Source organism: Syntrophorhabdaceae bacterium (genome assembly GCA_036504895.1).
In the GTDB taxonomy this organism is placed as follows: Bacteria; Desulfobacterota; Syntrophorhabdia; order Syntrophorhabdales; family Syntrophorhabdaceae; genus PNOM01.
On record DASXUJ010000013.1, the window covers coordinates 1 to 12,212 of the forward strand.

15 protein-coding genes and 1 rRNA gene are annotated in these 12,212 nt (G+C 52.2%); 7 read left to right on the top strand and 9 right to left on the bottom strand.

Annotated elements, in window-relative coordinates; genetic code table 11:
- The first annotated feature begins 12 nt into the window (after positions 1 to 12).
- A 5S ribosomal RNA gene (gene rrf, locus VGJ94_01900) occupies positions 13 to 129 on the top strand.
- Between the two features lie 404 nt (positions 130 to 533).
- Here the strand turns inward: rrf and VGJ94_01905 are convergent.
- Positions 534 to 1,256: a hypothetical protein gene (locus VGJ94_01905; GenBank protein HEY3275346.1), complete on the bottom strand. Its 723-nt coding sequence runs from the start codon at positions 1,254 to 1,256 to the stop codon at positions 534 to 536.
- A 182-nt stretch (positions 1,257 to 1,438) separates the two neighbouring features.
- Positions 1,439 to 2,254 (bottom strand): alpha/beta hydrolase, encoded by an 816-nt coding sequence (locus VGJ94_01910; protein ID HEY3275347.1) that lies wholly within the window; start codon positions 2,252 to 2,254, stop codon positions 1,439 to 1,441.
- Positions 2,255 to 2,557: 303 nt separating this feature from the next.
- On the opposite strand from VGJ94_01910, the gene VGJ94_01915 reads away from it, so the two are divergent.
- Positions 2,558 to 3,766 carry a hypothetical protein gene (locus VGJ94_01915; GenBank protein ID HEY3275348.1) on the top strand — a complete coding sequence of 403 codons (1,209 nt, stop codon included), beginning with the start codon at positions 2,558 to 2,560 and terminating at the stop codon, positions 3,764 to 3,766.
- On the opposite strand, the gene VGJ94_01920 is transcribed toward VGJ94_01915, so the two are convergent.
- Positions 3,763 to 4,272 (bottom strand): gamma carbonic anhydrase family protein, encoded by a 510-nt coding sequence (locus VGJ94_01920; GenBank protein HEY3275349.1) that lies wholly within the window; start codon positions 4,270 to 4,272, stop codon positions 3,763 to 3,765. The two genes, VGJ94_01915 and VGJ94_01920, sit on opposite strands and share 4 nt — an antisense overlap.
- Positions 4,273 to 4,399: 127 nt before the next feature.
- A complete protein-coding gene (locus VGJ94_01925; protein HEY3275350.1) occupies positions 4,400 to 4,663 on the bottom strand; it encodes a hypothetical protein in 264 nt (87 codons plus the stop codon).
- Between the two features lie 330 nt (positions 4,664 to 4,993).
- Here VGJ94_01925 and VGJ94_01930 point away from each other — a divergent pair, with 330 nt between their 5' ends.
- A complete protein-coding gene (locus tag VGJ94_01930; GenBank protein HEY3275351.1) occupies positions 4,994 to 5,329 on the top strand; it encodes a hypothetical protein in 336 nt (111 codons plus the stop codon).
- Between the two features lie 14 nt (positions 5,330 to 5,343).
- Here VGJ94_01930 and VGJ94_01935 read toward each other — a convergent pair whose 3' ends face one another.
- The 3 genes from VGJ94_01935 to VGJ94_01945 form a co-directional block, all read right to left on the bottom strand.
- Entirely contained in the window at positions 5,344 to 5,904 is a 561-nt protein-coding gene (locus VGJ94_01935; GenBank protein ID HEY3275352.1) for a hypothetical protein, read from the bottom strand.
- Between the two features lie 309 nt (positions 5,905 to 6,213).
- Positions 6,214 to 6,495, bottom strand: a complete 282-nt coding sequence (locus VGJ94_01940; protein HEY3275353.1) for a hypothetical protein — start codon at positions 6,493 to 6,495, stop codon at positions 6,214 to 6,216.
- 91 nt (positions 6,496 to 6,586) lie between these two features.
- Positions 6,587 to 6,796 carry a hypothetical protein gene (locus VGJ94_01945; GenBank protein HEY3275354.1) on the bottom strand — a complete coding sequence of 70 codons (210 nt, stop codon included), beginning with the start codon at positions 6,794 to 6,796 and terminating at the stop codon, positions 6,587 to 6,589.
- A gap of 223 nt (positions 6,797 to 7,019) precedes the next feature.
- Here VGJ94_01945 and VGJ94_01950 point away from each other — a divergent pair, with 223 nt between their 5' ends.
- From VGJ94_01950 to VGJ94_01960, 3 genes are all read left to right on the top strand, one after another.
- Complete coding sequence (locus VGJ94_01950; protein HEY3275355.1) at positions 7,020 to 7,205, top strand: 2-hydroxymuconate tautomerase; 186 nt, start codon at positions 7,020 to 7,022, stop codon at positions 7,203 to 7,205.
- A 159-nt stretch (positions 7,206 to 7,364) separates the two neighbouring features.
- Entirely contained in the window at positions 7,365 to 8,615 is a 1,251-nt protein-coding gene (locus VGJ94_01955) for a hypothetical protein (GenBank protein HEY3275356.1), read from the top strand.
- Between the two features lie 83 nt (positions 8,616 to 8,698).
- Entirely contained in the window at positions 8,699 to 9,859 is a 1,161-nt protein-coding gene (locus tag VGJ94_01960) for an MFS transporter (GenBank protein ID HEY3275357.1), read from the top strand.
- Between the two features lie 42 nt (positions 9,860 to 9,901).
- On the opposite strand, the gene VGJ94_01965 is transcribed toward VGJ94_01960, so the two are convergent.
- Positions 9,902 to 10,366 (bottom strand): hypothetical protein, encoded by a 465-nt coding sequence (locus VGJ94_01965; GenBank protein ID HEY3275358.1) that lies wholly within the window; start codon positions 10,364 to 10,366, stop codon positions 9,902 to 9,904.
- A gap of 237 nt (positions 10,367 to 10,603) precedes the next feature.
- On the opposite strand from VGJ94_01965, the gene VGJ94_01970 reads away from it, so the two are divergent.
- Positions 10,604 to 11,362 carry an FKBP-type peptidyl-prolyl cis-trans isomerase gene (locus VGJ94_01970; protein ID HEY3275359.1) on the top strand — a complete coding sequence of 253 codons (759 nt, stop codon included), beginning with the start codon at positions 10,604 to 10,606 and terminating at the stop codon, positions 11,360 to 11,362.
- Between the two features lie 290 nt (positions 11,363 to 11,652).
- Here the strand turns inward: VGJ94_01970 and VGJ94_01975 are convergent.
- Positions 11,653 to 12,212 (bottom strand): ABC transporter permease (locus tag VGJ94_01975; GenBank protein HEY3275360.1); only part of this gene is annotated, 560 nt, incomplete at its 5' end.

The window sequence follows — 12,212 nt, forward strand, 5'->3', positions numbered from 1 at the left end:
ATTTTAAAGTTTCCCGGTGGCCATAGCACAGAGGCAACACCCGTTCCCATCCCGAACACGGTAGTTAAGCTCTGTTACGCCGATGATACTGCAGGGGAGACTCTGTGGGAAAGTAGGTAGTCGCCGGGATTAATTGTAATACCCCCCGGGGGAGTAATTCTCCGGGGGCTTTTTTTGTAGAAGCAGTCGTGAGTCTCTAGTCGCTAGTATCTAGTGAAAAGGCTCTGGTATGTAGTTAAAGAGCTCTGTATATAGTATATAGTCGTCGGTATATCGTTGAAAGGCAACCACGGGAGAGGGGAGCACGGCAATGGTGATACTGCGGGGACCCTGTGGGATAGACCGCAAGAATTTGAAAGTGAAACCCCCGGGAAGGGCAATTATCCGGGGGTTTTTATGCCGTGACGGATCGATACTCACGCAATGGCCACTACACTCACGGCTGCTTCTATGAGTCATCTTTAACGCAGTTGCAGTCACTATATACTAAAGACTATATACTCTTCACTATCGACTATCGACCGCCCTTCTCGCTATTTGGTAATCTCCACGTAGGTGTTTAAATCCCGTTGCATCTCCCTGTGATCGAGATTGCGCAGGGGTTCGTGGACCGACTCTCCGTAACTCACATAATCGAGGCGGCTGAAACCGATGTGACGGCATACGAGGGCCAGCTCATCTTTCGAATAGAAGTGGACGTGCTCCCATTTGGTGTAGGCGTCAACCTTGCCCAGGGCCGCCCCCTCGTAGCCACCCGCAGTGTAATGATGGTGGAGCACCCCTTCGAGGCCGGGAAAGGAAAGGCGGAAGACGCCGCCCTTGCTGAAGGTGCGGTATACCTCGGAAAGAAAGATCAAAGAATCGCTCTGGGTAAGGTGTTCGATGAAATCCTCACAGAAGCCGTGTTCAAACCAGCCGTCCGGAAAAGGGTGGGGGCCTACGAGATTGAGATCGAGACATTGAAACCCCGGCTGCCTTTTAAGGAGGAGGTCTATATCCGCGTTAAGCCAGCCCGGGAGCATATTGAAACCGCAGGCGTAATGTATCTTCTTTGTTCCCTCCGCAAGATTGCGACCCTCCGGCCATTGGGGTGCTGCGCTTCTCTCGATCTTCCTGATCTCATAGCCGAAGGGCTTCAATACGCTCTCGACCATTTTCTTGGCCTGACCGATCATCTGAATTTTTACGCCCCTTAATGCAGGAGCCGGGGTGGAAGCTCCCGGGCTTTCCGCGGGACGTTCCGGGATGTTGGCCATTTCTTGCCTCCTCATTGATAACAAATAATTCTGCGACGCGGCCGGGGCCCTCAAAGGAAAAAGCGCAATGCTCCGGGAATCCCGCTGCCCTTAGTATACTTTGATGGGGGGAGAATTTCCAGAAGTCTGAAGAGGAACTGGGAGCTTTCGGGTGTCGTGCCCTTTCCCTACCGGCTGCTTTATCAGGCAAGGCATGTCCCGCCGGGCCGGGAATCCTTTTCGTCCGCCCCTTTCCCGTTTCTCGCAATGAAATCGAGAATTGTCCGCACATACTCTTCCGGTCGCTGATCATACGTGTTGTGGCCGCAGCGGGGAAAGACCGCGAGTTCACCCTTTATAAGGTTACGGTAAAAGCTTATCGACTGTTCCACATCAAAAATCGAGCTGCGGTCGGGGTAGAGTACGAGGGTGGGACATGGAACGAATGGCAACACCGGGCGGAGGTCAAAAAAATCGATGCCGTATGCCCCGCCATATTTTGCGAACTGATTGTAGAAGCTTTCCGCCCTCTCTCCGTGCCAATCCCTCACCTTCACTTGCAGTTCAGGGGTAAGACCGGCGAAGGTGCTTACGAGACGGGCCGCATTCAGCTCCGCCATGGTGACTTCACTGTAGCACTGAGTGCTGGCTGTGGTGAGGGTCTTCACCTCATCCGGATATTTCACGGAATAATCGATGCCGACCACGCCGCCCTCGCATTGCCCCACGAGATGGCACCGGCCGATGCCGAGGCGCTCCTTCATGATCCTCAACTCCTCTACGCTGTCGGGCCTGTATCGATCGCTCACATAAAAGTCGAGAAAATCATCACCCCCATCGGATCTCCCGAAGCCTCTTCTATCGAAGGTGACGACCTTAAATCCCGCGGCTATCAGGCTCGGGCAGACGGTGTTCCATATCTTGACGCACCCGAAACCGTGATGCATGAGAATAATGGGCTCCCCTTCACCATGTATTTCATAATAGATTTTCCTGCTATTTATCGTTTCGAATGGCATGAGGCAACCGGTCTCTCCTATCTTATTTCTGCGGCTCTGCCGAAAGAAAGACTCCTTCCTCCCGGGCCGCAATCCTAATTGTCCTGCTATTTCATTGTCCTGTCAAGGGGTTTTCTTTTATGGATAATCTATGGTTCGGGGCCGGTCGGAAGTCTTTTTATCTGCCGCGATCACGGCTTCAGATCGTTTTAAAAAAGTTTTCAGATTAATCGTGCAGTTTGACTTAAATGATGGTAGATTCTTGCCGAAACATCATAAGAGCTCCGATGCACCTGCAGTTCAAGGAGCGTAGCTTCCGAGGCAATGCTGAAACATAACGGTAGATTCCTGCATCTTTCCCTGCTCCTGGTGATCTGGCTCATCACTGCCCTCGCCGTACCATGCTCCGGACTAGTCTCCGGTATGGAGGAAAGCACGGCGGAAGAGATAGACATAGAGGAGTCGATCGAATTCGTTCCCTCCCCGGGCACCCCGCAGCTTATTAACTTCGACATATTTGAAGATATTGCAAAGGCAAAGGCCCTTCTGGGACAAAAGGTGTGTGGATTCCATGTAGTGCAATCGAAAAAGCAGAAGAAGGCCGGTAAGGGCAAGAAAAAGCGTACAGTGACATTACTGGGGAAGAAGGAGTTGGGAGAATTTACTATCCTTCTCGCGGTTCTGAACGTGAAGACCAGGTCAATTGAGATTGTAAAGGTCCATCCGAAGCTTGGCGGCAAGTCCGCGAATGTGACGGTGGAGCCGGGAAAGCCGAACGGCGTCAACACCCGATTCAGAATTGTCTATCCGGAGCATCATGTAGTGCTGGCTCTTAAGCGGCCGGTGCGTCAAGGTGATGGATTCGCGGAAGTGGTCTATACCCCTTACTCGGAGGATCTCGATATTCCCGCTGTGCGGGAGGCGGGACTCGAATACCTCAGGAATCTCGTGGTCGCTGCGAGAAACGACCTTATCGGGAGAGGAGTACGGCCGAGGTGGAGCGAAGATTTCATCAGAGAGGATGTAGCCCTCACCCTCGCGCTGATTGAACATATCGACCCCATGAAATTTGAAAGCGGGCGATACACCACGGAAAAGCTCATCCATGAAACCCTGGTGATCATGGGCGCCAACACTCAATGTGCATATCAATATGCCACGTCCAGGGCGGGGGCGAGGGGCCTCTTTCAATTTATCCCCGGCACCTACAGGAAGATTTCATACCTCTATCCGCGGGCCGAGCTGAAGAAGGATTTTGTTCAGGCCATGGAAGATCACCATAACGCGGCCAAGGCGTCTTTTCTTCTTTTCGACGCGGACCTGCGCATTCTCAAAGGCAATGTGACCGATAATTCTTACGAAATCGGAAAAGCACTCGCTTCGGCATATAATTGCGGGTCAGGGAAGACGAAAGCGGCTATGGACCGGTACGGAGAGATATGGCCGATGCGCGTGCCGGCAGAAACGCAGATATATCTCAAGAAATTCGAGGCAGTCTGGAAATGGCTCCACCCCGCGCCCCAGGCTCCTTAACGGCCCCTGTAGATCTCCGTGAGTTTCCGATATTCTTCTCTCATGCCCCGGATCATTGCGAGATCATTCTCGTTCAGGGAACGGACGATCTTTGCGGGAACACCCATGGCAAGCGTCCTCGGGGGAATAATCGTATGAGGGGAAACCACCGAGCCGGCGCCGATAATAGCCTCTTCGCCGATAACCGCTCCATCGAGAACAATGGCTCCGATACCGATGAGCGAACCTGCCCCGATATGGCATCCGTGGACAACTACCCGATGGCCGAGCACTACCCCCGGCCCTAGAATAAGGGGAGGATGACCCCTTGCCACGTGGAGGACACACGCATCCTGTATATTGCAGTCACGATCGATTGTGATGGAGGTGATGTCTCCACGGATGATGCTATGGAACCAGATATTTGCCCCTGCCCCTATCTCGACATCACCCGCTATCACCGCACTGTCCACAATATAGGCGCTCGGATCTATGGTGGGAAATTTTCCATTGAATGGGAGAATCATATCCTCTCCTTCAGTCTACAGAGACTGGGAGTAGGATAACGGAAGTCCCGCTTCAGATCAAGGGGAAAGCCCTTGCTCATGCACAAGCGGGGATAATACTCCGTCCCCATCAATGCGGGATTCACCTTTACCGGGTCAGTTCCTGGCAAATAGTGCCGGCTTCCGTGACATCCATGCACTGGGCAATCACATCGGCGTCGATACTGTCTGCCACCCGTCGGATCTCCCGGGCGAGGAGTAGTCCGGTGCGAAAGGGGTCACGGGCTTGGAGGAGCCTCTTTTTGGCCACCTCTTCGACCTTCGCGAGATTATCCTTGAAAGCCTTATCGAGCTTTTCCATGGCCGGGTCCCGGGCAATTTTTGGTTTTCTTACCATCCTTCTATTCGTCATAACCTCTCTCCTTGCGTCGTGGCAGCGGGAACTGCAGCTTCCGACAATTTGCCTGCGGCAACAGTAAGAATGAAAAAGGCCTCCATTCAACTGCTTCCGGATCTTCGCTCTCTAATTTATTATAGCGTCACTCGCTGATTAGTCAACTGTCCATGGGTATTCGAAGATCATCCAGATAGTTTGCCTTGCAAGCCGTAATATTCGGGTTGTATTATAAAGTGCGGAGACTGATGTTAAGGAGGACCTGTCCTGGAGATCAGAATAAAAATATCGGGGGAGCCCCGGTCTCACGGAGACCCCGGGGCAGATGATTTTAGTTATACTTACAGTGTGACGGACGGGGCGAAGGAATTCACCCTCATCTTCCGGTCGCATAAATTCGGAAGCAGTATCGGCCTTGCCGCAGAACCGGGGTTTCTCTATACCGATTTCAAAGAAAAGAAGGTACACCGGCGAGCCCTTGCCCTGGGAAGGGATTGCGGAATCCGCCTCGAAACCGACGAAGTGGTGGAAGGGCTCTCTCCTTGGGCGGTGCGGGGAGTGATACTTGCCCACCGGTACGGCGAAGGGAAAGAGGTTGTTCTTATGATTGATGACGGAGAGGGGGATGGTCGGATGGAAGTGTACATCGGAGGGCACCTGAAGGACCTTGGCCCGTCAATTTAAGGTCCCCTATCCGGTTAATTAACGATCCCGAATTTTTCCAGGCCCAGCTCTTCTACATCGACTCCGATCATATAGCCGAGGAGGGCAACGGTGTGTGCCAGCGATTTGATTCGCGCCACTTCGTTCGTGAGTTTCCCTGTCCCATCACATCGGCCGCGTCCGGTCGAGAGGTTCGTTATCACCCCCTCATGGCCCGCAAGCCACTCTTCCAGAACAGTAATATGCATTTCAGCTCTTTTATCCGCCTCATTAGGGATAGGCAGACCGGTGCGGGCACAATAGGCTGAGACGACCGGGTCCACATCGAGCCATGGGGGCAATGAACCGGAATCTTTTACTCCGGGGCTCACGCACTCTTTCATGGCGTGACGGGTCAGGGAATTATCCCCGTCTATCTCCTGCGATAAAGCAGCCGTCAGCATATCCATCAGTTTTACATACCGGTCGGCCATATCAAGGTACGGACCGGCTTTCTGGTCCTTAAGGTATCCCCCGACCGTTCCCCGGTTACCGGCGACCGCGGTGCATCTCTCTTCGAAATCAAGAAGATCGAAATCTTCACTGCCGTCTTCCAAGGTGATCCTCCTCAAGGGATAGAGCCTGCACACCAAGGGCCGTGCTTCGTGAATCCTACAACCGGCGGAATTGCGGAAAATGCAGTTTCCGTGATAGGGCATACGCAGGATCGTGCCCCGCGCCCAGGTATATGATCTTAGAAATTCGGTGGTACTGATCCGGAGAAAGGAGGAAAGGCGTGCGACATCGTAAGGATTTACGCGAATCACCTTTTCTTTGCAACAGTGACTGCAGCCGCTGCACGCGTAAGAAAAAGCCTGTGCTCTGGCCGGAGAGGATAGGAAGACCATCATCTGTCCTGAGAAGCTTCAACTGCCGTTAAGCATCATGAATGCGGGGATTTCCTGGAGCACCACCTCGTCGAGGCCCTTTTCTTCCTTTTGGCGGAGCATGAAAAGGAGCATTCCGTAGCTGGTAATCTGCCAGCCATTGATGACCCTCCACAACTCAGGGTTCGACCAGTCCCATCCCTCGGTTGCTTCTATGTCGCAGTAGCGGCTTTCGTTTGTTTCTCTGTCGACTACCTTGAGTCTGACCTTCGGTAAATCCTCTTGCGAGCCGCCGAATACCATGTTCTCTCTTTTCTCCATTTTCCAGACTCCAGAATTAAAAATTGATTGCCCTTTCCCTCCCGAACAACCGACCGCGGATGTCATTCTGCCAGGCGGCGCGCGATTCCCGCTAAAGGTCCAGCTCTTCTATTTTCTCTATAAGAGCATCGATTCTGGTTTCTTCGAAAAGGGCCCGAATCGCATTCACCTTGCCCCGGAAGAACTGATATTGACCCGTATAAGGACTCTTCCGGATGTTGCCCTTGCACGACCCGTCTTTGCGTACTTCCATTACCCAGGGAGTCCCGGGAGGTTTATCCACATATTCGTATTTGCCCATGTTGTTCCTTTCAAACATTTAAAGAAGAGTCGGCTGTATCTTTTTCCAGCCGGTTCTTAGTATATCATGTCGGCACACATAGAAAAAGCGGAAAGGAGAAAACGTCTTGACATCGGCGGCGCAAAGAGTAAATATTGATTTATTCCGACGGCTCCCCGAGCCTTCGGTACCAGCATTAGGTTCGGCTGTTAATTGAAGGGGAATCCCAAGCAAAGGAGGCGTTATGCCCATAATCCACGTGCACATGATCGAAGGAAGAACGGTTGACCAGAAGAGAAAGCTTGTGACGGAGATGACCCAGGCCGTGGTGAATACGCTGGGCGTGAAGACGGAGGACGTACGGATCATTCTGCAGGAAATGGCAAGACATGATTACTCCGTGGGAGGCACCCTCTTTATTGACAAGTAACGCCTTGAAAGAGGCCGCCTCGCGAAAAAACCGGTTTCCGGCACGTGCGAGTGGGCCATATAAGAGCCCTGTTGACATTGCCGCACTCGATGAGCGAGCATAGTGCGGTGGAGATTGGCGGGAATACCGACCTTATGGCCTTAAAGGGGTGTGAACAGGGTGGAGCTTGCACGTAGGTTGATCCTGATTATATGTATTGCTGCGGGAATCGGAACGGCATACCTTGCCTGTCTCGATCCTGTTGTCATCGTGAAGCTTTACGAGAGAAAGGCACGAGCCCTCGTGCCGATGTCCCCTGTTTCCGACCTTTCCCGGGAGGCAATTCCCGCTGAACCCCTTCTCCTCCCTCGCGATGTTAATGCCTTCGTCGCCAAAAAGCAGCCCCGGATTCTGGAAGTCGAGGGGGACGAATGGACTCAATTTTTTGAAAGAGTTTATGCGACGATAGAAGGAAAAAAAGAAGGGACTCCATGGTCCGGTAGATTCCCCTCGGGCGCCCATCCTATGAAAGTGCTTTTCTTTCGCCCCTATGAAAGCCCCCTCGATAGATTATCGTTTTCATCTCCAGGGAAGGCGGAGCGCTTTGTGCTGAGAAGAGACGATGGGGGCAGGCCCCAATATCTCGAGGTGGATTATAGATCGTACTCTGACAATGATTTCAGGCTCGGAAGCGGTTTTTCTTCCTATCCCAAGCCGCCTCTCGTCTTTCTTTATCCCTATCGCCTCGCGGGACTCATCCTGGTGCTCATAGGAGTGGGGTTTTACCTCCTCCTCCCGTGGCATGTCGTCCATCCGGGCGCCCTGCGGTATGACCGATGGAGAATTGTGGTGAGCGATGTTCTGGGTGCAATTTTGTTCGCTTTTCCTGTGGTGGTTGCGGTTCTGGTAAAAGGCGGGACCCTTCAGGTTTTTCCCGACGGGTTCTTCGTCTTTCTCCTTTTTTCCCCCTTCTTTCTGGGAGGGCTTGCGGTCCTGTGGGTATCTGCCTGGTACGGCACGTATGAAATCCTTCGTACGGGTGAAGGGTTAAAGATAATAACTCCGGGCAAAATGAGGTTCTTCCCGTACAGAGAGATGACGTTTTTCCAACCTGTCGTTTTTAAGCCTCCCCGATGGCTGGTAATCCTTTCCTGGGTCGCGGTCCTGATAAGTGCGGGGACTGCAAGGCTGGGTGCTGCGGGGAGAGCGTTCATGCTCAGCTCTTCCTTCACGGGCAGTATCGCAATCGGACTGAGAAACGGAGCCACTGTCTTCATTACCGTAACGGATCAAATGGGCAGCACCTCCCTCAAGGGGTTTGACGGGATCCTGGAGACGCTGCGAAGAAACGGCGTGGGCGAGCGCAGGGATGTGAAAACCATCAGGAGCCTCGGTCTCGAAATACTCAGGCTTCCGGGGGAAGGACAATAGATGCAGCGCTTCATCTAAGGATCGATAATCCTTTTCCCCAGTAAAGGATTGAATTACAACCCCGTATCTGGTAAGACTGAAAGGTGCGCTATCCTGAATTGAGGGGTAAGGCCCTCTTGTTCCTTCTCGTCTTCTGGTCTCTCTGGTACATGAATATGTGCGTACGGGTAATTTTCTCTCCTATCCTTCCGCTTATTGAAGATGAGTTCGGGATCACCCACGCCAGGGCGAGCAGTCTTTTCATGTTTCAGGCAATCGGATACGGATTTTCCATGTTCTTCTCAGGCTTTTTCGCGGGCAGGCTCGGTTATAAACGGACGATCGTCACATCCCTCTGCGTAAGCTCTATCCTGTTCCTGCTCATTCCCTTTGTGAAGGTGTTTTCCCTTCTCTATCTCTTCAATCTCATTCTCGGCATATCCATAGGCATGTACCTTCCTTCGGCCATACCCCTTATCACCGAGCATTTTTCCGAGAAGGACTGGGGCAAATCGATTGCCATTCATGACTCTGGGGCCGCGGTCAGCATATTCAGCATTCCCCTGGTCGCGGTGTTCTTCCTCCAGTTTATGGAATGGAGGGGGATATTTACCGTCTTCGGCGTTGCCTTTCTCCTTTTTGCCGTAATATTTCAGAAGGCCTGCACGGAAGTGAAGATCGGCCATTCGCCCAGGCGCGCCTTCGGAGACCTTGTAAGAATTCCCTCCCTCTGGCTCATGGCAACGCTCTTTACCTTTGCATCGGGAGCGAACCTGGGCATCTATTCGATTGTACCCCTTTACCTGACAAAAGAGCTTTCTATGGACATAGGATATTCGAACACGATACTCGGGATATCGCGGTTAGGGGGGATCGGGGTTGCCATACTCGCAGGATTTCTCGTTGACAGGATCAACCTCAAGAGGGTCATGTTCACCATAATATTCCTCACCGGTGCACTCACGGTTTGTCTCGGGTTAGCTCCGGTAGCCCATGTAGGCGTTTTCCTTTTCCTCCAGGCAATTTTTGTGACCGGATTTTTTCCGGTAGGCCTGGTGTGTATCGCGAAAATGTTCGGGAGGGAGATACGGAGCATGGCCACGGGCCTCATTCTTACAGTGGCCATAGTCTTCGGGGTGGGTATTATCCCTTACTTTTTGGGTCTCTCCGGGGACCTTGTAAGCTTCAGGTTCGGTATAACGGTTCTGGGCGCTTTGGTCGGTATGTCGAGTTTTCTCGCTTTCTCACTCAAAATCGATAAGTGAAGCAGCGGTCAAATCATCTCTTCCGTTCATCCTCATCGAAAATCAGCGGAAATAGGAGGCGGTTTTATTATACGCCACGTTCAGATTATCCAGGGACCCGTTGGTCTCCGATTTTGCAGATTCCCAGGCTTCCTTGCTCACCGATGGGAGTGCGGTCAGTTGCTTTCGGGTCTCTTCACGCTTCACCTTGAGATCCTCCCATGACTTCTGTGCGTCCGGGCCGGGCTCTCCCCTTCTTTCGATTTTCCGGCCAAGGTCATAGATTTTCCTGTCAAGATCCCTGAACGAGCTCCATGCTTCCTCTATAAACCCTTGCCGGGTTTGGGCGCGTCCGACAGTCGGCTCCGGGATTCCCGTTTCCACCTTCCCTCCCTGCGGAAATCTGAGGATATCTTTCTGCCATTCCTGAATGCTCTCATCCGATCTCTGTCCAAAGAGTGTGAAAGGGCTCATGCTGAAAATAAAAAAGGAAATGATCGTGACCACCCATAGTTTCCCCTTTTCCATCTTGCGGTCCTCCTTTCGTGCTATTATAGTTCTTCGACGGCTGAGTCACCGGCCCGGCGGAATTTCCCGGCTGCCGATGTATGGCGTCTATTCCTAAAGTAGCTCGGCGAGCTTCTCAAGTCAATGGGCAGGAGACACGCAAGAGATTGCCCCGGCGTTGCAGACGCCGAATTTGACTAAGGGCGCGTCTTCCTATTAAAATAGGGGAGGAACTACTTTATTGTCTTTGGAGGACTTATGAAATTGAAATTTTTTTTGTGTGCGATAATTATCACTCTTGCCGGACCTTTGTATGCCCAGGAGGGAGTTCTTCTGAAAGAGAAGAAGGATAGAATGAGTTATACCATAGGCGTCGATATCGCGAGGACGCTGAAGAAGCAGTCGATAGAGGTAAATCCCGATATCGTGAAAGAAGCGATGAGAGATGTCTTCTCGGGGCGCACCCTTCGTCTCACAGAGCAGGAGATGGCGGACGCAAAAACGAAGATCGAAAAAGACGCTTCGGACCAGAAGAATGCCGAAGTGGCCGCTTTGGCAGAAAAGAACAAAAAAGAAGAAGAGAAATTCCTGGCGGAGAACAAGAAGAAGGAAGGGGTGGTCACCCTTCCCAGCGGACTTCAGTACAAGATTATCAAAGCCGGAACGGGCAAGCGTCCCAAGGAGGACGATGTCATATCGGTTCATTATCGCGTGATGCGTCTCGACGAGTCGGAAATCGAGAGCTCTTACAAAAAACCGGAGCCTGAAACCTTTTCGCTTGAGAATGTGGTTCCGGGGTGGAGGGAAGGAGCCATCCTCATGCCCACCGGATCGAAATGGAGGCTTTTTGTGCCCTCAAAACTCGCATATGGCGAGGATGGCGTGGGTGAAATTATCGGTCCCAACACGATGCTGATTTTTGATCTGGAGCTTATACAGATTCTGGAGAAGCCCGCCCAGGAAGATTTGAAAACACAGGAGAAGGCAGCGGAGAAGACGGAGGCAAAGGCCGAATGAGCCGGGATTCCCGAAAAAAACAAATCCGGTAAAACTTACTCACGTGAACGCGTGGGCGTTGTGGTCGAGAGGCTCGACGAGGTACGGGACTTTTTCACAAACCCCGTTTTCACCGGTCTGACCCCGAACCGTGGTGGACCCAACCGGTATCCGCATCACTCACACCTGGAGGCAGTGGAGGCGACGTGTACCTGGAACGGACCCGCTTCGATTGTATCAGAAAATGAGGAGAAGGCCTCCAACACCTCTATTTTGAGGTCGATGCTATCGATGTCCCCAATTCAAAAATCTCAGAGTGCTTCCGCTTTAAACCGTGCGATGTTTCCGTTCTGCAGATTCTTTTCATAGATGCCTATGAAGAACAATGAAGCGAGTATGAGATAGATAACACTGAGGAAGGCCCCTATCACAAGATTTAAGACGAGGTCGCCGGAGAAACTCCCCGCAGTGAGAATGGCGCGCATGCTTTCGAATACATATGAGGGGGGAATCATTTTTGCTACCGTGACAAGCGGAGTGGGAAGGGTCGAGATAGGATAGTACACTCCGGCAAAAAGAGAGAGGACCATCGGAATGGGCCACGCCAACCACTCTGCCGAAGGGCCGAGGCGGAAGATTATGGCCGATACGAAAATACCCATGGCGATACCGAAAATAAGAAGTATGAGCATGAAGGGCAGGATGAGCACCCCGATACGCATGATGTTGTAGCCGAAGGCAAATCCCGCGATGGCGACGATTACCGCAAAACCGGCCATGCCGCTCGTGATGCTCGTCAGGATGAGACCGCTCAGATATTCCCGTATTTTAAGGGGCGATGCGAAGAAATTGATGAAATTCTGGGCCCACA

Excerpts from the sequence above, each read along its gene's own strand:
- VGJ94_01945 (HEY3275354.1), bottom strand. The coding sequence starts at position 6,796 with ATGGGCAAATACGAATATGTGGATAAACCTCCCGGGACTCCCTGGGTA.
- VGJ94_01915 (HEY3275348.1), top strand. The coding sequence starts at position 2,558 with ATGCTGAAACATAACGGTAGATTCCTGCATCTTTCCCTGCTCCTGGTG.
- VGJ94_01910 (HEY3275347.1), bottom strand. The coding sequence starts at position 2,254 with ATGCCATTCGAAACGATAAATAGCAGGAAAATCTATTATGAAATACAT.
- VGJ94_01970 (HEY3275359.1), top strand. The coding sequence starts at position 10,604 with ATGAAATTGAAATTTTTTTTGTGTGCGATAATTATCACTCTTGCCGGA.
- VGJ94_01925 (HEY3275350.1), bottom strand. The coding sequence starts at position 4,663 with ATGACGAATAGAAGGATGGTAAGAAAACCAAAAATTGCCCGGGACCCG.
- VGJ94_01950 (HEY3275355.1), top strand. The coding sequence starts at position 7,020 with ATGCCCATAATCCACGTGCACATGATCGAAGGAAGAACGGTTGACCAG.
- VGJ94_01920 (HEY3275349.1), bottom strand. The coding sequence starts at position 4,272 with ATGATTCTCCCATTCAATGGAAAATTTCCCACCATAGATCCGAGCGCC.
- VGJ94_01965 (HEY3275358.1), bottom strand. The coding sequence starts at position 10,366 with ATGGAAAAGGGGAAACTATGGGTGGTCACGATCATTTCCTTTTTTATT.
- VGJ94_01905 (HEY3275346.1), bottom strand. The coding sequence starts at position 1,256 with ATGGCCAACATCCCGGAACGTCCCGCGGAAAGCCCGGGAGCTTCCACC.
- VGJ94_01940 (HEY3275353.1), bottom strand. The coding sequence starts at position 6,495 with ATGGAGAAAAGAGAGAACATGGTATTCGGCGGCTCGCAAGAGGATTTA.